This window comes from Rhizobium leguminosarum (genome assembly GCF_019798305.1).
Lineage (GTDB): Bacteria > Pseudomonadota > Alphaproteobacteria > Rhizobiales > Rhizobiaceae > Rhizobium > Rhizobium leguminosarum_U.
In genome coordinates this window covers 162,562-183,276 of record NZ_JAAXDD010000006.1, presented here as the reverse complement: position 1 = coordinate 183,276, position 20,715 = coordinate 162,562, and the positions used below count along the sequence as shown (strand labels likewise).

At 60.7% G+C, this 20,715-nt stretch carries 21 protein-coding genes and 2 pseudogenes; 9 read left to right on the top strand and 14 right to left on the bottom strand.

Annotation, left to right across the window (positions count from 1 at the left end):
• Positions 1-208: 208 nt before the first annotated feature.
• Positions 209-1,213 carry an inorganic phosphate transporter gene (locus HFO99_RS12680; protein ID WP_222334393.1) on the bottom strand — a complete coding sequence of 335 codons (1,005 nt, stop codon included), beginning with the start codon at positions 1,211-1,213 and terminating at the stop codon, positions 209-211.
• Complete coding sequence (locus HFO99_RS12675) at positions 1,213-1,857, bottom strand: DUF47 domain-containing protein (RefSeq protein WP_222334392.1); 645 nt, start codon at positions 1,855-1,857, stop codon at positions 1,213-1,215. The genes HFO99_RS12680 and HFO99_RS12675 overlap by 1 nt, the downstream gene beginning before the upstream one ends.
• A 96-nt stretch (positions 1,858-1,953) precedes the next feature.
• Between HFO99_RS12675 and HFO99_RS12670 the strand changes: the two genes are divergently transcribed.
• The gene (locus tag HFO99_RS12670; RefSeq protein ID WP_222334390.1) at positions 1,954-2,487 is read left to right on the top strand and encodes an NUDIX hydrolase; all 534 of its coding nucleotides are present in this window, start codon (positions 1,954-1,956) and stop codon (positions 2,485-2,487) included.
• 39 nt (positions 2,488-2,526) lie between these two features.
• On the opposite strand, the gene HFO99_RS12665 is transcribed toward HFO99_RS12670, so the two are convergent.
• From HFO99_RS12665 to HFO99_RS12630, 8 genes are read right to left on the bottom strand one after another with little or no spacing between them, the layout of a single operon-like run.
• The gene (locus HFO99_RS12665; protein ID WP_222334389.1) at positions 2,527-3,438 is read right to left on the bottom strand and encodes an ABC transporter permease; all 912 of its coding nucleotides are present in this window, start codon (positions 3,436-3,438) and stop codon (positions 2,527-2,529) included.
• Positions 3,435-4,535: an ABC transporter permease gene (locus HFO99_RS12660; protein WP_222361543.1), complete on the bottom strand. Its 1,101-nt coding sequence runs from the start codon at positions 4,533-4,535 to the stop codon at positions 3,435-3,437. The genes HFO99_RS12665 and HFO99_RS12660 overlap by 4 nt, the downstream gene beginning before the upstream one ends.
• The gene (locus tag HFO99_RS12655) at positions 4,532-6,055 is read right to left on the bottom strand and encodes an ABC transporter ATP-binding protein (RefSeq protein ID WP_222334385.1); all 1,524 of its coding nucleotides are present in this window, start codon (positions 6,053-6,055) and stop codon (positions 4,532-4,534) included. The genes HFO99_RS12660 and HFO99_RS12655 overlap by 4 nt, the downstream gene beginning before the upstream one ends.
• A gap of 3 nt (positions 6,056-6,058) precedes the next feature.
• On the bottom strand, positions 6,059-7,156 hold the full coding sequence (locus tag HFO99_RS12650; protein ID WP_222334383.1) for a BMP family ABC transporter substrate-binding protein: 1,098 nt from the start codon (positions 7,154-7,156) through the stop codon (positions 6,059-6,061).
• 25 nt (positions 7,157-7,181) lie between these two features.
• Positions 7,182-8,561 (bottom strand): amidohydrolase, encoded by a 1,380-nt coding sequence (locus HFO99_RS12645; RefSeq protein ID WP_222361542.1) that lies wholly within the window; start codon positions 8,559-8,561, stop codon positions 7,182-7,184.
• A 1-nt stretch (position 8,562) separates the two neighbouring features.
• Positions 8,563-9,222, bottom strand: a complete 660-nt coding sequence (locus HFO99_RS12640) for a glutathione S-transferase family protein (protein WP_222334379.1) — start codon at positions 9,220-9,222, stop codon at positions 8,563-8,565.
• Complete coding sequence (locus tag HFO99_RS12635; RefSeq protein ID WP_128400759.1) at positions 9,219-10,064, bottom strand: aromatic ring-hydroxylating oxygenase subunit alpha; 846 nt, start codon at positions 10,062-10,064, stop codon at positions 9,219-9,221. The genes HFO99_RS12640 and HFO99_RS12635 overlap by 4 nt, the downstream gene beginning before the upstream one ends.
• Positions 10,061-10,711 (bottom strand): Rieske 2Fe-2S domain-containing protein, encoded by a 651-nt coding sequence (locus HFO99_RS12630; RefSeq protein WP_128400760.1) that lies wholly within the window; start codon positions 10,709-10,711, stop codon positions 10,061-10,063. The genes HFO99_RS12635 and HFO99_RS12630 overlap by 4 nt, the downstream gene beginning before the upstream one ends.
• Before the next feature lie 768 nt (positions 10,712-11,479).
• Between HFO99_RS12630 and HFO99_RS12625 the strand changes: the two genes are divergently transcribed.
• Positions 11,480-11,719 (top strand): hypothetical protein, encoded by a 240-nt coding sequence (locus HFO99_RS12625; protein WP_128400762.1) that lies wholly within the window; start codon positions 11,480-11,482, stop codon positions 11,717-11,719.
• Positions 11,720-11,749: 30 nt separating this feature from the next.
• On the opposite strand, the gene HFO99_RS12620 is transcribed toward HFO99_RS12625, so the two are convergent.
• On the bottom strand, positions 11,750-12,643 hold the full coding sequence (locus HFO99_RS12620) for a LysR family transcriptional regulator (protein ID WP_222361541.1): 894 nt from the start codon (positions 12,641-12,643) through the stop codon (positions 11,750-11,752).
• A gap of 115 nt (positions 12,644-12,758) precedes the next feature.
• On the opposite strand from HFO99_RS12620, the pseudogene HFO99_RS12615 reads away from it, so the two are divergent.
• Positions 12,759-13,386: pseudogene (locus HFO99_RS12615) on the top strand (DsbA family protein).
• Here the strand turns inward: HFO99_RS12615 and HFO99_RS12610 are convergent.
• Entirely contained in the window at positions 13,374-13,511 is a 138-nt protein-coding gene (locus tag HFO99_RS12610; RefSeq protein ID WP_222334666.1) for a hypothetical protein, read from the bottom strand. The pseudogene HFO99_RS12615 and the gene HFO99_RS12610 sit on opposite strands and share 13 nt — an antisense overlap.
• Here HFO99_RS12610 and HFO99_RS12605 point away from each other — a divergent pair.
• The 6 genes from HFO99_RS12605 to fhuB all read left to right on the top strand — a co-directional run bounded on the left by HFO99_RS12605 (position 13,489) and on the right by fhuB (position 19,272).
• Complete coding sequence (locus HFO99_RS12605; protein ID WP_222334374.1) at positions 13,489-14,391, top strand: MBL fold metallo-hydrolase; 903 nt, start codon at positions 13,489-13,491, stop codon at positions 14,389-14,391. The two genes, HFO99_RS12610 and HFO99_RS12605, sit on opposite strands and share 23 nt — an antisense overlap.
• Before the next feature lie 165 nt (positions 14,392-14,556).
• On the top strand, positions 14,557-14,799 hold the full coding sequence (locus HFO99_RS12600) for a type II toxin-antitoxin system ParD family antitoxin (protein WP_222334641.1): 243 nt from the start codon (positions 14,557-14,559) through the stop codon (positions 14,797-14,799).
• Entirely contained in the window at positions 14,796-15,083 is a 288-nt protein-coding gene (locus tag HFO99_RS12595) for a type II toxin-antitoxin system RelE/ParE family toxin (RefSeq protein ID WP_222361540.1), read from the top strand. The genes HFO99_RS12600 and HFO99_RS12595 overlap by 4 nt, the downstream gene beginning before the upstream one ends.
• Before the next feature lie 532 nt (positions 15,084-15,615).
• Positions 15,616-16,410: an ABC transporter ATP-binding protein gene (locus HFO99_RS12590; protein ID WP_222361539.1), complete on the top strand. Its 795-nt coding sequence runs from the start codon at positions 15,616-15,618 to the stop codon at positions 16,408-16,410.
• Positions 16,411-16,423: 13 nt separating this feature from the next.
• Positions 16,424-17,302, top strand: a complete 879-nt coding sequence (locus HFO99_RS12585) for an iron-siderophore ABC transporter substrate-binding protein (RefSeq protein ID WP_222361538.1) — start codon at positions 16,424-16,426, stop codon at positions 17,300-17,302.
• Positions 17,302-19,272, top strand: coding sequence for a Fe(3+)-hydroxamate ABC transporter permease FhuB (gene fhuB / locus HFO99_RS12580; RefSeq protein ID WP_222361537.1), 1,971 nt, complete (start codon positions 17,302-17,304; stop codon positions 19,270-19,272). The genes HFO99_RS12585 and fhuB overlap by 1 nt, the downstream gene beginning before the upstream one ends.
• A gap of 53 nt (positions 19,273-19,325) precedes the next feature.
• Here fhuB and HFO99_RS33915 read toward each other — a convergent pair.
• Together HFO99_RS33915 and HFO99_RS12575 are read right to left on the bottom strand one after the other, a co-directional pair.
• Positions 19,326-19,412: pseudogene (locus HFO99_RS33915) on the bottom strand (alpha/beta hydrolase); the annotation flags it as partial.
• 65 nt (positions 19,413-19,477) lie between these two features.
• On the bottom strand, positions 19,478-20,710 hold the full coding sequence (locus HFO99_RS12575; protein WP_222361536.1) for an amidohydrolase family protein: 1,233 nt from the start codon (positions 20,708-20,710) through the stop codon (positions 19,478-19,480).
• Between the last annotated feature and the right edge of the window lie 5 nt (positions 20,711-20,715).

The following is a 20,715-nucleotide window of genomic DNA, read 5'->3' as shown; positions in this document are numbered from 1 at the left end:
GCCTTATTATTTTCTGCTTTCGTTTTGTGCGATTGCTAACGTAATCGCAGCCATGGGAGCGCTCTATTTGTGCAGTGCACGCAATATGGAAGTCGCGATCACGCACACCGCAGAGCGTATTCTGCGCGGCTTATTCGCCGGTATTGCCGCCGGGAAAGCTCTGGAGGAGGGGAAGGTCAATGCGTGGCGATTGCCTCGCCACCTCATTTCATTGCAGCAAAGAGACGAGGCCGTAGAACGCCGCGGATATTGCTGCAGCCGCCGGCATCGTGACGATCCAGGCTATCACGATGTTGCCGGCCAATCCCCAGCGCACGGCTGAGAAACGACGAGCCGCGCCCACTCCAACGATTGCTCCGGTGATCGTATGGGTCGTCGAAACGGGAATACCGAGCCACGTCGCTCCGAAGAGCGTCAACGCTCCGCCCGTCTCTGCGCAGAAACCTTGCATGGGGTTGAGCCGGGTGATCTTCGACCCCATGGTATGAACGATGCGCCATCCGCCGAAGAGCGTACCGAGAGCCATTGCCGACTGGCACGAAATGACCACCCAGAAAGGCACGTAGAATGTCGGGCCGAGATATCCCTGGCTGAACAAGAGCACCGCGATGATGCCCATCGTCTTCTGCGCATCGTTCCCGCCATGGCCAAGCGAATAGAGCGAAGCGGACACGAACTGCATGACCCGAAATGTCCGATCCACCGCAAACGGCGTTTGCCGGACGAATAGCCAGGAGACGGCGAGCACCAGCACCAGGGCAAGCAGGAAGCCGATGGCTGGCGACAGGAAAATAGCGCCGACCGTCTTTAGAAGGCCGTTCCAGACGATCGAGCTGAAGCCAACCTTTGCCAGACCGGCCCCAACCAGCCCACCGACAAGCGCATGCGACGAGCTGGATGGAATCCCGAAAATCCAGGTCAGGATATTCCAAATGATCGCGCCCATCAGGGCGGCGAAGATCACTTGAGGCGAAACGATCGCAGGGTCGATGATGCCGGTTCCCAGTGTTTCGGCCACATGCAGACCGAAGAACAGAAATGCGATGAAATTGAAGAACGCCGCCCAGGCGACCGCATATTGCGGCCGCAGGACGCGGGTCGAGACGATCGTGGCGATCGAATTGGCCGCGTCATGCAGACCATTGAGAAAATCGAAGAACAGGGCGACGACGACCAGGCCGACCAGCAGCGGCAGAGCGAGGGAGGCATCCATCAGACGTTCTCGATGAGAATGCCGCTGATTTCGTTGGCGACATCCTCGAAGCGGTCGACAACTTTCTCCAGCTCTCCGTAGATTTCGCTTCCGATCATGTAGGCCATTGCATTGCCGCCGGTGCCATGACGTACAAACAGATCCTTCAAACCCTGGTCATGGAGTTCATCGGAACGTTCCTCCACTCGGGTGACCTCCTCCGCGATGGTCGCCAGACGCTGCGCATTGGCTCCCAATCGGTCGAGGAGGGGTATTGCTTCCGCAACAAGGTTTGCCGCCTTGATGATTTCACTGCCCATCTCCTGCATGAGCGGATCGAAGCTCGTTTGCTCGAACAAGCGGATCGTCTTGACTGTCTTGTGCATCATGTCGATCGCATCATCCATCGACTGAATGAGATCCTTGATGTCACCCCGGTCGAAGGGCGTGATGAAGCTTCGTCGAACGGCAAGAAGAACGTCACGCGTGACGTCGTCCGCCTCGTTTTCCAAGGCGACGATTCGTTCACAGTTTTTTTGAACGTCAATGCCCTTCAGGAGTTGATCGAGGGCATGCGCCGCGGCAACGACGGTCTTCGAGTGTTTGGAAAACATTTCAAAGAATCTGTCTTCCCGTGGCATCAGCTTGCGAAAAATGCTCATCATGCCTGCGAACCTTCCTCGTGCGGCCGATTGTCATAAATGTGTCATAAACACGCTCAGGCAATTGAAGCAACAAGCGAATTCGGTAATTCATCAGTTATGACGCCGAGCAAAAAAAACAGGAAGCCTCGACCGGACAAGTCCCAGCCACTGCTGCGGCAGCTCGCTGCTGTTCCTGAAATGCTGTTCGCCGGTGCATTCCGTCAACAATACGGCGCACTTTGCTTCCGCCACGGCAATGGTGGATCCGAGGTCGAAATCCTGGTGATCACATCGCGCGAGAGCGCACGCTGGGTCATCCCGAAAGGGTGGCCGATGAAAGGGAAAAAGCCTTTCGAAGCAGCAGCAATCGAGGCCTGGGAGGAGGCAGGCGTGCGCGGGGTGGTGAAGAAGAAGCCGGTTGGCCGCTATACCTATCTGAAAGAACTGGACAATGGCGATGTGGCGCCCTGCATCGTCGACATGTTTCAGATTGAAGTCACGGACATCAGCGGCGATTTCAAGGAGCGGGGTCAGCGTATTCTCGAATGGGTCAGCCCGGATGAAGCAGCAAGACGCGTTCGCGAGATCGAACTCAAGTCGCTGCTCGTCCAATTTGAGGCGCACGGTCGCAAGAAACGCGATCGCGGCTGACCACGGGCTTCTTCGCCGGCGTTGCAGCGCCGCGCGTCTTTATCGCTCGAATGGTTCGCCGAGCGAAGCCACGCCGTTCAGTTTCAGCAGACGACGGTCGGCGGAGATGATGCCGAGCACGATGATCGTGACGAGATATGGCAGGCTCGAGAGCAGTTGCGAGGGAACGTCCAGTCCGGTTGCCTGGGCTGCAAGCCCCATCAGCGAGACCGCGCCGAAGAGGCAGGCGCCGAGGAAGATACGGCCGGTGAGCCAAGTCCCGAAGACGACGAGGGCGATGGCGATCCAGCCGCGCCCGGCAATCATCCCGTCGGCCCAGAGCGGGGTGTAGACCACCGACGCGTAGGCGCCGGCGAAGCCTGCCATCGCACCGCCGAAGACGATGGCGAGGACGCGGACTGATATCACCGAATATCCGATGGCGTGAGCGGCCTTCGGGTTCTCGCCGACGGCGCGGACGATCAGGCCAAGCTTGGTGTAGGCAAATATGGCCCACAAAGCCACCGTCGCAGCAAGCGAAATCCACACGACGATGTCCTGGACGAAAAGGCCGCCGATAGCCGGCAATTCCGAAAGCCCTGGAAGGGCGAGCTTCGGAAGTCCCCTGACCGTGAGGCTTTCATAGGTCTTGCCGAAGAGCGCGGAAAGGCCCTGGCCGAGAATGCCGATGGCAAGCCCCGCGGCCACCTGGTTTGCCCGGAATCCCAGAGTGACGAAGGCGAAGAGCAGCGAAAGGACAGCGCTGCCGAGCCCGGCTGCGACGAAACCCAGGAGATGTCCGCCGCCCTGGTAGACGACGATGAAGGCAAGCACGGCACCGAAGGCCATCAATCCCTCGACCCCGAGATTGAGGACGCCGGCACGCTCGGCCACCAGCTCGCCGAGGGCTGCGAGAAGAAACGGTGTCGCAGCCGCAAGCATGCCGGCAAGAATGAACTCGATGGCGTTCATGACGGGCTCCGGTGGGCGGCGCGGCGCCATTCAAGGCGATAGCGCACGAAGGCGACGGCGATCAGATAGGCGAGCAGCAGGCTGCCCTGGAAGACACGGACGGCGGCGATCGGCAGGTTGGCCGAGACCATGGCATTGTCGCCGCCGATATAGATGACGGCCATGACCAGCCCTGAGATCACGATGCCGATCGGATGCAGGCCGCCGAGATAGGCGACGATGATGGCCGCATAGCCATAACCGCTCGCGACCGAACGCTGCAGTTGACCGAGCGGACCGGCGACTTCGGCAGCCCCCGCAAGGCCGGCTGCAAAGCCGCCGATCAGCAGCGAAAGCCAGATCGCCCAACCTTCCCTGAAGCCGGCATAGCCGGCAGCCCGCGGCGCCAGACCGCCGACCTGCAGCTTGTAGCCGATGAAGCTCCTCTGCATGAAGACCCAGGCCGCAACCGACAAAGCCAGCGTGATGAGGAATGAGACATTGACGCGGGTGCCGGCAATCAGGGTCGGCACCATGGCATCATACTGAAACATCACCGACTGGGGGAAGTTGAAGCCGTTCGGATCCTTCCAGGGGCCGAGCAGCAGATAGTTCAGCAGCTGCGCCGCAACGAGGCTCAGCATCAGCGAAACGAGGATCTCGTTGGCGTTAAGGCGCACGCGCCAGAAGGCGGTGAGAGAAGCCCAAAGTGCGCCGCCGATGGCGCCGAGCAGCAGCATTGCCGGCCAGATCCACTGGCCCGTCGCTTGCGGAAACCAGACCGGAATAGCAGAGGCGAAGATCGCACCGAGAATGAACTGGCCTTCGGCGCCGATGTTGAAGACCTTGGCGCGAAAGCCGATCGCAAGCCCCTGTGCGATCAGAAGGAGCGGTCCTGCCTTTAAAAGCACCTCCGAAAATGAGGCCCAGGAAAGGAAGGGTTCGAAAAGCATCGCATAAACGACCGCGAGAGGGTCGCGGCCCATCAAGATGTATAGGCCGAGGTTGAGCGCGATCGCTATGACAAGTGCCATGACGGGCGCGAGCAAGGTCGCGGCAAGCGAGGCGCGCTCCCGGCGGACCAAGGTGGGAACGAAAGCAAGGGACCAAGCGCTCATTGCTGGACTTTCTCAGGCGAGGCTTGTGCCCCGATCATGTATCGGCCGATCTCCTCGGGCTTCGTGTCCCGTGTCGCGAGCGGCGGGCTGAGCCGGCCGTGATGCAGCACCTGGATGGAATCACAGAGCTCGAACAGTTCTTCCAGCTCTTCGGAAATGACGAGGATCGCCATGCCCTGATTGCGCAATGCGACCAGACGGCTGCGGATGGCGGATGCGGCGCCGATATCGACGCCCCAGGTCGGCTGCGCCACGAAAAGCAATTTCGGAGACAGCATGATTTCGCGGCCAACGATGAACTTCTGCAGATTGCCGCCGGATAGAGTGCCGGCTTCCGCGTCCGGGCCGGGTGTGCGGACGTCATACTGACGGATGCAATCCTTGGTGAACGCCAACGCCCGCGCCCTGTCGACGAGACCGTGCCGCAAAAGTTTGAGCGGGTGGGCCGTCAGCAGGCTGTTGAGGGCGAGCGACATTTCGGGAACCGCGCCGCGTCCGAGCCGGTCTTCCGGAACGAAGGCAAATCCGAGTGTCCGCCGCGCGGCGGCATCGAGCCTGCCAACATCCATCCCCATCATGTAGATCCGGTCGCGTTGGTCGCGCCCCAGCACCGCTTCGCCCGAAATCAACGTGGCAAGCTCGCTTTGGCCGTTGCCCGAAATACCGGCGATCCCGAGGATTTCGCCGGAACGCACTTCGAGGCTAATGCCGGAGAGCGGCACGGCAAAGGGGTCGTCGGGTTGGTAGTCCAAACCGATGATCTCCAGCCGTTTTTCGCCGCCAGACAATGGCAGCGCCGAGATGGGAGCGGGCATGTCGCGGCCGATCATCATGCGGGCAAGGTCATGGGCATCATGTTCGCGCGGGTCGACATCCCCGGTCACGCGTCCGCCGCGCAGGATCGTCGCCCGATCGCAGATCGCCCGGATTTCCTCGAGCTTGTGGGAGATCAACAGGATGGAAACGCCGCCGTCGCGCAGCCGACGCAGTGTGTCGAAAAGCTTCTCCACCAGTTGCGGCGGCAGGACGGAGGTAGGCTCGTCGAGGATCAACAGCTTCGGATAGGTCATCAGGCTTCGGATGATCTCTACCCGTTGCCGCTCGCCGACGGACAGCGCATGCACATGGGCGAGCGGGTCGACCTCAAGGCCGAATTCCCGTCCAAGCGTCCGAATGCGGTCCTTGAGCTCAGCCTTGCGACCCGGCACGACCAGCCGAATATTATCCAGGACGGTCAGGGTCTCGAACAGCGAAAAATGCTGGAAGACCATGCCGATGCCGTGGCGCCTCGCCTCGGCGGGGGAGGCGAGGCGCAAGGGTTCTCCTTCCCAGATGACGTCTCCGTCGTCCGGTTGCTCGACGCCGTAGATCAGCTTCATCAGCGTCGATTTTCCCGCCCCGTTTTCGCCGAGGATCGCATGGATCGATTGCGGGGCCACGTCCAGATCGATTGCCTGATTGGCGTGGATCTGGCCGTAGCTCTTCGAAATGCCGCGCAGCGACAGAAGCGGGGTCGTCATGACTTATTTCGGCAGCGGCGTAGACACGCCCTTGACGTGCCAATTCATGGCGATGATCTCGGCGTCAGCCATGGTTGCGCCGGATGCGACACCTTGGCTGCCGTCGGCCTTGGTGATCGGCCCGGTGAAAGGCGAGAAGCTGCCGTCGGCGATCTTTGCCTCGATCTCCTTGATCTTGGTCATCACGTCAGCCGGAACATCCGGACTCCAGTCCACCACTTCGACGACCTTGTCGGCGACGCCGAGGAACGCATTGGCGCCCTTGAACGTACCGGCGAGATGGGCGTCGACCGAAGCCTTGAAGAACGGCGACCAGTCCGTCGAGATGCAGCCGAGATAGGTTTTCGGTGCGTATTTCTTCATCGAGGAGTTGAGGTTGAAGGCGTAGACGCCGGCTTCCTCGCAGGCCGAGATGACGGACGGCGTGTCCTGAGCGTTGGAGAAGATCACATCGCATTTCTGCGCGATCAGGGCTTTGGCGGCCTCCTGCTCCTTGGCCGGGTCGAACCAGGAGTTCACCCACACCACCGAGACCTCGATATCCGGCTTGACGGCCTGGGCGCCGAGGGTGAAGGCGTTGATGGACGTGATCAGTTCGGGAATCGCGAAGGCGGATACGGAGCCGAGCTTGCCGGTCTTGGAGAGGGCTGCGGCAGCCATGCCGAGCAGATAGGTGCCCTGGAAATATTTGGCGGCGAACGGCGAGAAGTTCGGAGCGACCTGGAAGCCGGAGGCGTGCAGAACCGTGACGCTCGGATCGCGGCGTGCGATCTGCAGGGCGCCGTTCTGATAGCCGAAAGAGCCGGCGACCAGGAACTTGTTTCCGTCGGCGACGGTCTTGTTCATGATGCGGTCGGCGTCCGGGCCTTCCGCGATATTCTCGAGCACGGTGACCTTCACCTTGTCGCCGTAAGCGGCCTTGATCGGCTCGAGACCGGCGGCAAGTGCATGCCCCCAGCCGACGTCGCCGATCGGCGACGGGACGACGAGCGTGATGCCGAGCGGCTCGTCGGCGGCCAAAGCAAGGCGGCTGCCGAGCACGCCGGCAAGGCCGGTGGCGGCAGCTGCCGTCATCAGATTTCTGCGGGTCAGTTTGGTCATGTTCTCAGTTCCCTCTTTTGGTTTTTTAAAATTCCACGGCGGATAGTGCGGCCTCGGCATCGGCAGACAGCTTGGCCTCGTCGAGACCGGGGAATTCGCCCTTCTGCCAGACGATGCGGCCATTGATCATGGTCATGTCGGTCGCCATGCCGATGCCGACGCGGGCAATCAGGCTCAGCGGATCGTGCCGCGTGCCGACATAATCCATGCGGCGGGTGTCGATCGCAAACAGGTCAGCGGCCATGCCGGGCGCCAGCCGGCCGATATCGCGCCGGCCGAGCAGGCTGGCACCCCCTGACGTGCCGTAGCCGAGGAAATCGACCGGCGGCGGCACGGGATGGGAGCGGCCGGAGGAGACGAGGCACTGCAACATGTAGGCGGAATGCAGGCAGTGCATCAGGTTGGAATTGTCGTTGGAGGCAGCACCGTCGCAGCCGAGGCCGATGCGCAGGCCGAAGGCGGCCATGGCGGGAATGTCGGTGACCTCAGCGCCGACCAGATAGACCGGCTCCGGGCAGTGCGCGATGCCGGTGCCGCTGGCAGCCATCTTCCTGAGTTCGTCGTGGGTGAGCTCCCAGCAATGGGCATAGAAGGCGTCGGGCCCGGCAAAGCCAAGTTCTTCCAGATAGTCGACCGTACGCATGCCGTGGCGAGCCTGAATGCCCGGGCTTTCGCCTTCGCCGACATGGGTATGCATCATGACGCCGCGATCGCGCGCCAATGCCACCGATTCCACGAAGGTCTCGCGATAGCAGTTCACCGGCTGGCAGGGCGCGACCACGACCTGGCGCATGCTGAAGGGGCTGGTATCGTGGTAGCTCTCGATCAGCCGGGCGCAGTCGGCGATGAACTCGTCGGTCGTTTCCAGCATTTCGTCTGGAATGGTCGAGCCTTCCGACTTCGGCAGGGTATTGCCGCCCCGGCCGGCGTGGAAACGCATGGCAAGCAGTTCGGCCGCCTCGAACTGACGGTCGATCAACCGCTTCCCGGCATGCCGGGGGAAATTGTACTGGTGGTCGAAGGCCGTGGTGCAGCCATGCTTGATCATCTCGGCCATCGCCGTGACGGAGGAGTGGTAAAAGCACTCCTCGTTGAGCTGCGAAAAGATCGGGTAGATGCGGTCCAGCCACTCGATCACCGAGAGCTTCGTCCAGTCGAGATCGGCGCGGTTGCGCACGAAGCACTGGAAGAAGTGATGATGGGTGTTGACGAGACCGGGATAGACAAACCAGCCAGCAGCATCCTGAACGGCCGTGCCGACAGGCAGTGCGTCCGCCTCCAGATTTTCGCCGATCGACAGGATCGCCGGACCGCTGGTCAGAAGATCGACATTGCGATGAACGACCGGCCCCTTGCCCTCGTCGACAATCACGGCTGCGCAGTTCTTCAGGAGATATCCAGCCATGTCACGCCTCACCCGGTTCGATATGAGGTTCGGGCTTCAACTCGTGCAGCCGGTGAATGCCTGGCATCTCGATAAACTTGTCGAGGGCGCGCAGCGCCCGGGACCAGAGCCGGATGGCGGGATAAGCATCCAGCGTGACGCCGCCATCGGGCGCCAGCGCCACATAGGGAAAGCAGGCGATGTCGGCAATTGTCGGCCGGTCGGCAGCGAGGAAGCGCATGCCGCGAAGACCCTGCTCGACAAGCCCGGCTTCAAGCTCGCGAAGGGCGGCGATGCCCTGCGCCTGCAGAGCGCCAATATCGCCCGGCCGCAACAGCATTTCATGGAGCCGTGCTGCCCCGAGGTTTGCCGTCAGCCGGCCGGAGAAGGACAGCCATTGCTGCACCCGCGCCGCTTCCTCGGCCTTACCGCTGCCGAGCCATTCGGGTGCTGCCTTGGCGGCGAGATAGACGAGGATCGCCGACGATTCCGTCAGGATCAGATCGCCATCTTCCAGGATCGGAATGGAGCCTGCCGGGTTGAGCGCAAGCAGCTCGGGGCCGCGATGCTCGGCGCCGGGATGGAAATCCACCGGGCGCAGGTCAAGCTTCACGCCGATCAGCGCCGCCATCAGGCGCACCTTGTAGCAACTGGGCGAGAGAATGTAGTCGTAGAGCTTCATTGCGCCACCAGCTGTGCGCCGTAGGTATAGTTGTGACGCTTGAGCCAGCGCCGGTAAGCGATCGATGTCAGATCGGCCCGCGTCGGGATTTCCATGCCGGGGTCGAGCGGCAACAGCCGCGGTATCTGGTTTTCGAGGATCGAACGGTCCTGCAGAAAGATCGTCTGCTGGAAATGGATGAGGTCGGTCATCGCGGTTTCGTCGTCGAAGAGCGCCATCCATGGCCAGACGTCGCAGAGGTCCTCGGCCAGCGGCTGCACGAAGAGCGTGATGACATCCCATTCGCTCGGGCGCGGCGGGCAGGTCTTGTAAAGCACGGAGCAGGTGGGCGCCGGCACGCGGTACATGTATTCCGTCGTGATCCCGCCGCTTGCCGACTTAGCGGCCTGCGGCTGGTAGAATTTCACCTGCGTTGCCCAGACCTCGTCTTCTTCCTCGCGGATCTCGACCTTGTAGTTCTGGACCTCGGTGTGCGGCTCTGCACCGAGAATGTCGGTGTGGACGAAGGGGAAATGGGCGATGTCGAGAAAGTTCTCGACGGCACGCAGGGGCGAGCAGCGCACCCGCACCACGCCGACATCGACGAAGCGGCGGCCGGGCTGGTCAGCCTCGGGAATGGGGAAAAGTTCCTTCTTCGGCTCGCCGAGGGAGGACCAGACATGACCGTAACGCACACGAACCGGCAGAACGCGGCCATCGCCGCCCGTCACCTTCGCATTGCCATCGGCATCGCAAGCCACTTCGATCGGCTCGCCCATCAGCGCCGTCGTGCGACCTGCGCTGTCGAGCTGGCTGAAAAGCCCGACTGGATACCATTCGTCGATCATCGCCTGCATGGTCATTGCGCGATCTCCCTCTGAAGACCCTCAGCCCGGCGACGCAAGCTCTCGGCGACCCGTGAGGCGCCGATGCCCGCCGCGGGGTCGGTGTCAGCCTTCAGCAGCACATGGATCAGCGTCTGTCCGTCTTCCCAAGCGGATAATAGCAGACAGACGGCCCCGGTGGATGCGTCGATCTCGACAAGACCGTCAGGGCTCGCCTTCGCACCGGCCGCCGCCTCGATCGCCGCGATGCCGGCGAACGCCGTCAGCGAACGCAAGGGAGCGAGACCATCAAGCCTCGGCGGCTTCGAAGCGGGCGTACCCACAGCCACCCAGATCACGTTATCTGTTTCCTCGACGTCATGGGTGGCGACGCGAATGGTTTCCGGTGGCGTCAGCCCCGGATGGGCCGGAATGCGGAGACAGTTTCCGGCCTGGCCGTAGCTCCACCCGTGATAGATACAGGAGAGCGTCTCGCCGCGCACGAAGCCGTGGGACAAGCGCATGCCACGATGCGGACAACGATCCGCCGATGCCGATATGCGCCCCGAAGCGCTGCGCCACAGGGCAATCGATCCGGCTGCCGTCCGTGCCGGTATGACGGTTCCGGCCGGCAAATCCCGGGACAGGGCGACTGGCGTCCAAAAGCCGGTCGTAGCGGATGGCATGACTAGAGTTCCCAAACAAGATCATATGCTTGCCGAGCACGTCCCACCTCTGCATCGAGGCAATTCCGCTCAACCTTATCAGGTTTGCATAATTATTTCGCATTGGCAACAATGAGTAAATAATATGCACGGAGGAAATGTGCCACAGCCCGGCACTAGGTCCTTTCGCCGCTGATCGCCGTCCGATCTATCCTCTCGACCCATACGTCGATGGGCCCGAGAGAGCATCCCATCTCCATCATGTCGATGAGTTCCTCTGGCCCAGCAACCTCAAGTTCAATCCGCATCGAACTCGTATGAGATATGGTGTGCGAGAGCCCAAGCTTAGCGGCATGGCGCCGGATCCATGGGACAAAGGAGGCGACCTCGAGATCACCAACAATCGTCATCCGCTGCAGGAGGTGGCTCTTATCTTGTCCCATGCTCGCCCTTGCTTTCCGACACCATAGCGCCTGAAGGAATTTGGGGAAGGGGTCATTGTCAAGGCGAGAATATGGCGTCGGAGTTTGCTTTGCAAAGCCCTGCATAGCCTGACAGTTCGCTTCAACGTCAGCTGGCGTGTGCTGCCCAAGATGAGTCGATTCAGATCTGGCCATCAGATCCGCCATATGATGGTCTTTAAGGGGGCGCGCATAAACACGCCTCAACACGCCGCCTGGTCCTGCACTGGAGATATCTTTCTCCGTATCGCCTTGCCCGTTGGCAGCAGCGCTTTCAGCTTCGACATCTGGGTGCTACACGGCGACGTTTTTATTTAAAGGAAATATCATGAAAAGACTGGTTCGCCTGCTGCTGACGATCGCTCTTGCCGTTGTCGTTCTAACCGGTTTCCGCTGGTATCGCTATGTGACCAACAGCGACAGCCCCTATGATGAAATCGGAATCACGCTCAACAATTCCATGCCCGGCCCAATCAACAGCTGGGGCTGCGCCAAGCTCAAAAACACCTTTGCCAATTCCTTGCCGCCCTACGGCTGTGGCGCCGGCGACGCGACGCAGTGGAAGTAAACAACTGCAGGGCGGCGCCGATGGCGCAGCCTAGTCGCGCGAGCGGCCCCCCGTCAGCATTGCGACAAAAGCCGTGACTTTGGGTGTGCGGAACCGAGCCGCCGGATAGACCACATAGATTCCTCCGGCCGGCAGGCTCCAGTCCGGCAACAATCTTGTCAGTCGGCCAGCGTCTATATGCTCTCCAGCTAGAAAATCCGGCAGCACGGACATGCCTGCCTCAGCAAGCGTGGCCGCGAGAACCGCAGGCGTCGAATTGCTCATGAGGCTCTGTTGCATCCGCACAGTCCGCCGGTTGAAATCGCCCTGGATAAACCTCCAGACCACCGGCTCCTTGAGGGCCAGGTTGCCGATAAACGGCTGGCCCGCCGCATCCTCTGGGCTATTCAAACTGAGCGTGGCGGAGAAGCTGGGGGACGCAACAAGAAACTGCCGGAACGAACCGATCCGTCTCGCTTGATGACTGGAGTCATCGAGCCAACCAACACGGATCGACAGATCGATCTGATTGACGAGCAGATCCATCTTCGTATCGGCGAGCAGAAGCTCGACTCTGCAAGCGGGGTACTTCTGGATAAAGGTCGCAGCAATCGGAGCGATCGTGCTCGCACCATAATCATTGGGCGCAGCAATGCGTAGCAAGCCGGTCGGCTCGGCATTTGCGCGGGTGATTTCATCGACAGCGTCCCCGGCTTCGCGGAAGATCATGACGCAGCGCGCGTAGAGAAGCTTGCCGGCCTCGGTCGGCTCGACGCGTCGCGTTGTTCGGAGGAGCAAGCTGGTTTTCAACTCAGCTTCCAGCCGCGCAACCTGCTGGCTGACGACCGTCTTTGTGATCGCGAGGCGCTCGGCAGCTTTCGTGAACGAACCGGTATCGACGACGGCTGCGAAGTAGGCCAGCCGATTGAGGTTGACAGCCTCCATAACCTTCTTCCCCTTGATTGTAAGTTTTTGACATACATTCTGTCACATTTAACAATATTTATCGCTCAATAGAAGTGCGCTATCTGTTGCCCATCACCTGCAAGGATGGTCCGATATGCACCTTACCTATCTCTACGATCCGCTTTGCGGCTGGTGTTATGGTGCGGCACCCGCGCTCGACAAAATGGCCAAGCTCGACAATCTCACCGTCGAGCTTGCGCCGAGCGGCCTCGGGCGAAGGCGCGCGGCCGCTGGATGAACGTTTCGCAGCCTATGCCTGGCATAATGACCAGCGGATCAACCGGCTCACGGGACAGGTCTTCAGCCAGCTCTATCGCGATCAGGTTCTCGCGGGCGCAGCCAGTATGTTCGACTCCGCCCCTGCGACGCTCGGAATCATTGCGGTCGGGCTAAGGCAACGCGGCAAAGAGCGCGAAGCTCTGAAGGCAGTTCAAATCGCCCGTTATGTTGACGGCCGCAACACCTCGGAGATCGCTGTCGTGGCCGACGTTCTCGATCAGGCCGGCTTTGCCGATTCCGCCGCTCGTGTCCGGGCTCCGGACGGGGCTCTGCTCGAAATCTATCGCAACAGGATCGGGAAGTCCCGCCAACTCATGGCTGCATTCCGGATGGATGGTGTCCCCACGCTTTTGGTCAGCGACGGCGATAAGCGCCGCGTGCTGCGCGGCGATGCCTTGTTCGGCGGCTTTGACCGACTTGCTGCCGAGCTTCAGGCGGCGTGATCGTTCATTTTCAGCAGACCGTTCCATGAACCACCGACAAACCCTGCCGGGGCAACACCGACGGTAGCAGAAAATCGAAACTGGCGATCATCGGAGACAACCATGTATTCAAGGAGAGAAATCATGAAAACCACCCTCGCAGCCGGCGCCGTTGCCGTTTTTGCGCCTGCCGGTCTCGGCAACGCGGCCGGATCAAAGCTGGCCTGGAAGCACTTCCCCGCCGGTCAGAATGGCTTCTTTCGCGCTCCGGTGCTGCTGACCGGCCCCAGCGAAGCGTTGCTGATCGATGGCGGGTTCAGCTATCCCGACGGCCGTGCGCTGGCGGAGGCCATCAAGGCCACCGGCAAGACGCTGACCGCGATTTATGTCAGCCAGTCCGATCCGGACTATTACTTCAGCCTCAAGCCGGTCCTCGAAGCCTTTCCCGGCACAAAAGTGCTGGCCGCTTCCGATACGATTGCAGCGATCAAGGGCAACGTCGAGAAAAAGCTTGCCGTTTGGGGGCCGCAGCTCAAGGAGAACGGCCCGCAGACCCTTGCAGACATCGTCATGCCGGAAGCCTTCGACGCTCCAAGCCTCACAGTCGATGGTGAAACCGTCGAGATTGTCGCGGCCGAAGCAGGGTTAAGCAATCGCCGGTACCTGTTCGTGCCGTCGTTGAACGCTGTTTTCGGGGGCGTCATGATTTTCTCCGGCGTCCACGTGTGGACGGCCGACACCCAGGCTCCGGAAAAGCGTGCCGCTTGGGTGGCCACCCTCGACAAGATCAGCGCCCGCAAGCCAACGATTGTCGTTCCCGGCCACATGATGCCGGAAGCGGCAACCGATCTGTCCGCCGTCGCATACACGAAGAGTTATCTGGTCGCTTTCGAGGAAGAACTCGCCAAGGCCGCCGATTCCGCCGCGCTGAAGGCCGCCATGGAAGCCCGCTTCCCCGGTCTCGGCATGGGCGTTGCGCTCGACATCGGCTCCAAGGTTGCCAAGGGAGAAATGAAGTGGGGCTGAACGGCCGATCTTCAAACTGATATGAAGGGCCTGGGAGGGCCCTTCACCTCCAGGAAGGCCGCAAAAGTGGTGATGCAGTCGTCAGGTCCCCATCTCATCAAGGCGTTCGAGCCTTTGGCAAACTTTGCCAAAATCGGTTATGTTGCCTTCAAATGGAGGTTATCAATGGCCACGATGAACGTATCTCTTCCAGGCCCGATGAAGGATTGGGTGGAGGCCCAGGCCAGGACTGGGCGATACTCGAATGCTAGCGACTACGTGCGCGACCTGATCCGACGCGACCAGACGCGAAACGACAAGATCGCCGCCATGCAAAGCTTCGTCGAGGCCGGACTCCAAAGCGGTGTCGGCATCCGATCGACGGATGAACTCTTTGCTGAGGCGATGGCTCGTGCCAGCAAGTCATGAGTTTTAAGCTTTCTGCCGAAGCGGAAGAGGACATTATTGCGATCGCCGAGCAAGGTGTCCGTATGTTCGGGGCGGGCCAGGCAAAGCGATACCACGATGAACTTTTCGCATTATTTGATCCGATAGCTGTCAATCCAGGCATCGCGCGCGAACGGGATGAGATTGATCCGCCTGTTAGAATTTATCCCAAAGCGCATCTAATCGTTTATGGGATCGAAGATGATGACACAATTTTTGTAATACGAATTCGCCACGCGCATGATTGGGCAAGTGATTCAATTTAGCGCACGGATGGAGCTGTGGGATTTGGTGTGTCTCAGGTTCGAATCGGTTCATGGCGATCAATACCCCCCGGGTTCATTCTTGGCTCAGGGAGAACTTGCCGACGAGACGAGCACTCCTCCAGTTGATCGATCAGTTCCAGCTGCGCGAGACGTGTGCCCCGCATCGGACGACGGCAGCAGCATAGGGCGGCATTCCCGTGCTCTAGTTCCATAATTCAGCTTATGCCATATTCCACAATTTATAGTTGTATAACCCCCTTTCCAGCACGTCCCGCGAAATATACCAAGAAACTGATAAATAAAGATAAAAGCAAAGTTTCTTGAGAAATGCACAGAGAGAGGATTTTTGCTTCGCCATCCCGGTCGCTATTCACGCGAGTGGCACAGACGCGGGCGTTGCTGGCCGAAAGAGGCGGTCTGCACGAGGATGACGAGGAGCTGCCTGAGGAGCAACGAAAATAGTTGATTGCTGCTCTCATCTTTAGTACCGACCTATCACCCGGTTAAAGGATGTCACGTGGCTATACTCCCGATGCAAGATCCGCCTCGAACGGCTGAAACTTTTGTCGCCGAAAACATAGGTCTTTTGATAGAGCGGAACGAAATTCTCTGCGACGTCACTCTTAAATTTCCCGCAGGAGAAGTTGTCGCACTGGTCGGCCACAACGGCTCCGGCAAATCCAGTCTTCTTAAAATGCTGGCGCGCCAGCTTGCGCCGAGCACTGGATCGATCTCTTACGGAAACCAGGATCTGAGGATGTATAGCGAACGCGCCTTTGCGCGTTCGGTCGCATATCTGCCCCAGGACGTCACGACCGGATCGGAAATGACGGTCCGCGAGCTTGTAGGATGCGGTCGTTATCCGTGGCACGGGGCGCTCGGCCGGTTCACCCAAAATGATGAAGAGAAAGTCGAGGACGCCCTTCGAGCCACGCATATAGAGACGTTCGCCGACCGTATTGTGGGAACGCTATCGGGCGGCGAGCGGCAACGTGCCTGGATTGCGATGCTGATCGCTCAGGATGCTCGCTGCCTGTTGCTCGACGAACCGACTGCGGCACTCGACGTTGCTCATCAGGTCGAGGTGCTCTCACTTGTGCGACGCTTGGCGCATGAAGGCGGAAGGAGTGTCGTCATCGTTCTCCACGACATCAACATGGCCGCTCGCTTCTGCGATCGGATCCACGCATTGAAACGCGGTCGCGTGGTTGCCAGCGGAACACCGAACGCGATCCTCGCGCCGAACACGCTGCAAGAGATCTATGGGATCGACATGGATGTGATCTCCGCGCCCAACCTGCCCTATCCGCTCGCTTATGTTTGCTGAGGCCGGCCGATCAATGGGGGTTTCGCGGCGGTTCTTTTTGCAGTTTGCCGGGGCCTTGCTCATTCCCGCTCCGCTGATTGCCCAGTCGATGGGCCCAAGGATCGTCAGCCTCGACTACGGTCTTGCGTCCACTCTTTTATCCCTCGGATTGCCTCCGGTCGGGATTTCGGACCTCGCCGATTGGGACAGATGGGTTGTCGAACCGCCGATGCCAAAATCCGTCGTCGATATCGGCAGTTCGTTCGAGGTCAATTTTGAAATTCTCGTCGCGCTGAATCCCGACATCATTTTGACCACACCCTACCTGGATGAGCTGTTGCCCAAGCTTCAGTCGGTGGCGAAAGTCGTTCGGCTGGAAATCTTTACGCCGGGCATTGGACCTATTCTTACCGCTGCCATCGCGGCGACGCGTAAATTGGCCGTTGAGCTTGGCCGTGAGAACGAAGCAGAGCTGTTCCTGGCGCGAGCCGACGTCTTCTTTGAGCGATGCCGCAGCCGCCTGGTGGGCAAGAACCTGCCGCCGGTCGCCCTGGTGAATTTCATGGATGCCCGCCATGCCCGCATCTACTCGACTCCCGGACTGTTCCACAACGTGCTCGAGCGCATCGGTGTCCGGAATGCCTGGACCAGAGAGTCGAACTACTGGGGTTTCGAAACGATCGGGATTGAAGATCTCTCCAAGATCACCGATCCGGACGCACGTCTGATCGCCTTTGACCCCGTTCCTCCGGACGTTCTTCCGAAGCTCGCTCAGAGCCCGCTGTGGAACAGGCTCGCGTTTGCGCGTCCAGGCCATCTTTCGATTCTGCCGCCAGCCCTGATGTTCGGGATGGTGAACGAGGCCATGCGTTTCGCCGGCCTTTTGACAGATCTTCTGGAAAAGGAAGCTTGATGGTTTCCCGCCGCGATAATATCGGGCCAGCAATTGTCTTCCTACTCCTGATGTGCGGTGGAGGCGTGGCATCGTGGTTTCTTGCCGCTCCTGCGATGTCAGAAATGGCGCGACCGGATTACGATGTCACGCGAATGGTGTTCACCTATTCGACGCTTCCCCGTCTTGCGACGGCGCTGATTGCCGGAGCCGCGCTTGCCTTGTCCGGGGCGCTGTTTCAGCAAGTTTTGCGCAACCCGCTCGCCGATCCTACCACCCTCGGCGTGTCGGCCGGAGCAAACCTGGCGCTGGTGGTAACATCGCTGTTTCTCCCCGACTTGCTTGGCGCCGGCCGTGATCTTGTCGCTCTGATCGGCAGTGCGACGGCTGCTGTGATCGTCGTCAGCCTTGGGGCGCGCCGCGGTTTTTCACCTTATTCGCTTGTTCTGTCGGGGCTGGTTCTCAGTCTTTGGTGCGGCGGCCTCGCTGCCATCCTGACCTATTTGAACCAGCGCTACCTCTCGAGCCTGTTCATCTGGGGCGCCGGCTCGCTGGCACAGCAAAGCTGGGTCATTCCCCTGTCGCTTCTTTGGAAGTTGGCTGTCATCGCCATCGGCTGCGTTTTCGTGATGAGACCGCTTTCGCTGCTCGATCTTGGCGAGAGCAGTTCCACGGCACTCGGCGTCCGATTGGTCCGTCTGCGTTTCGTTGTCGTCGCCCTTGCCGTCGCGCTTGCCGCATTTGTCACGAGCGCTGTTGGGGTCATTGGTTTCATTGGACTGGTCGCGCCGACGATTGCGCGATTGTCCGGAGCACGGCGTCCCGCGCAGCTTATCCTCTGGTCTCCGCTGATCGGTGCCGGGCTGCTGCTTTTCGCCGACTCTATCCTGCAACTCGTCGCCGGCGGACTTGGCGATTTCTTGCCGACGGGGGCGGTAACAGCCATCTTCGGGTCGCCGCTGCTTCTCGCGCTCCTGCCGCGGCTGAAGATCCGTCATAGACTGCAGCAATCGCCGCCGTTCAGACGATCCCGTCGGTGGGATGGAAGCGCACCCGTCATCATCGCGGCCGCCGGCCTGCTCGTCCTGTTGATGGTCAGCGCCTTTCTCGGACGCGACGTCAATGGCGGCTGGGCTTTTATATCAGGCGAATTTTCGGTCGATGTCCTTGCTATCAGGATACCTAAAATCCTCGCCGCCCTGACATCGGGCGCGATGCTTGCGGTCGCGGGCTCTGTCCTTCAGCGGCTGACCGGAAACGAAATGGCAAGTCCCGAAGTTCTGGGAATCAGTGCCGGCGCGACCTTCGGTGTTGCAATTGGCCTCTTTGCCGTCGCTCCAGGGTTTTCCGGGCAATTTGCATTTGCAGTGGCCGGTGCGATCAGCGTTCTTTTTGTCATCTTCGTCAGCTCCCGGCGATCCGCCTTCGCGCCTGAGCGAGTCCTGCTGGCGGGCATTGCCTTAAGCGCGATGGTCGATGCCGTCGTCGGCGTGTTGAGTTCGACTGGAGATCCGAGAGCAGCTCTGCTGATGCGGTGGATGAGCGGTTCCACCTATCTGATCGAGGGGCCGACTGCCGCAATGGAGGTGGCGCTCGGCGCCGTGCTGATTGCCGTCTCGCTCGCCGTTCGCCGCTGGCTTGACATCCTTCCGCTTGGGCCGTCGCCTTCGGCGGCGGTCGGCATACCCTTGGCGAAATCGCGATTTGCGCTTTTTGGCCTCGCAGGATTGTTGACGGCCGCCGCGACGCTCACTGTTGGCCCACTGTCATTTATCGGCCTCATGGGACCTCACCTTGCGCGGGAGGCGGGATTGGCGCGCGCGCTGCCGCAAATGGTTGGCGCCGCTCTGATCGGAGGGGGACTTATGGTTGCGGCTGACTTCGTCGGCCGCACGATCGTATCGCCCTACCAGATCCCGGCCGGTCTTGTTTCCGCACTCATCGGAGCGCCGTTCTTGATGTTGATGATGCGGAAGCGCGGCGTCAGCTGAGGGGGTTGCCCACGTAACACCATCAACGATCTCACCTTGGCGTTATCTCATTCGCCGGCAGGTTCGAACGGCGGATAGGATTTGACCGGCGGAGGGCCCAGGTTCCAAGACCGACGGAGCGGATCATAGGGCTCGTCGGACATGACGGCGTGCGGCCCGAAGCTGCTGGAGGAGACTGCCCGCCAGCACGAAGCGTATGTGGTGCCTAGCCTTGGTCCAGGAAAAGCTGCGGCCGCGGGCGAAGGAAGCTCCGGCGACCATTTTTCCACCCGGCGCTCGCCGGGGCGATTGTCGCGACGGCATCGGCAGCCGAGCGGGCATCGAAGAGGACGATATCTGCCGCGCTGCCGATCGCAATGCCGTAAGCCTTTTTTCCCAGGAGGGTGGCAGCCTGTGTCGTGATCATGGCGAAGACGCCGTCGAGGCCATCGGGAGTGCCGATCTGGGCGATGTTGGCGTAAAGATTGGCCATGCGCATCAGGTTGACGTCGCCGAAGGGCGTGAACGGATTCAGGACATTGTTGGTGGAGATGGTCGCGACGACGCCGAGCCCTGCCAACCGGTGAGCGGGTGTCACGCCGCGCGGCACGAGATGGGTCGAATTACGGCCTGTCAGGAAGAGATCGGTAGCCGGCAGGACGGTCAACGCGATGCCGGCCTCGGCAAGACGGCGGCCGATCGGCTCCAGCTCTTCCGGCGGCAAAGCAGAGAGCTTGGTGACGTGGCCGACCGAAACGCGCCCCTGGTAGCGGCGAGCGAGTGTCTCGGCTATGACGACAGGGAGATTCGAGCCTGCGGGATCGAGGTCGAAATCGAGATGGAAATCGACGGCGACGTCGTGGCGCACGGCGAGGTCGAAGATGCGGCGGATGTGTTCGGTCGGCTCCGGATCGGTGTAGGGGCAGCCCCCCACCAGATCGGCCCCCGCCTTCAGCGCCTGTTCGAGCATGCCCTCCGTGCCGGGATCGTTCGTCAGACCTTCCTGCGCGAATGCGCAGATTTCGATGTCGATGAGGCTGGTATAGTCGGCCTTCAATTTTCTGATCGCCTCAAACGAGCGGAAGCCGGCGCGCGGGTCGATCTCGACGAAGGTGCGCAGGCGGGTGGTGCCGTTGACGATCGCCTTTTCGATCACCGCGGCAGCGCGGGCATAGACATCTTCTTCGGTGAAGGCCGTTTTGGCCCTCGAGGTCTCGCTGACGGCCTCCGAGAGCGTCCCGGTGCAGAGATTGCAGCGGCTGATGATGCCGGCCTTGTCGAGGTGGATATGGGTGTCGATCAGGCCGGCGCAGGCGAATTTCCCTCCGGCATCATGGTGCGGCGCGTCGCAGACAAAACGAGGCGAGATTGCCGCGACGCGGCCCGCCTCGAAGGCGATGTCGGTCGGCTCGGTCGAGCCGGTGATACGGGCATTGCGGATGACGAAATCGATCGCCATGGGGC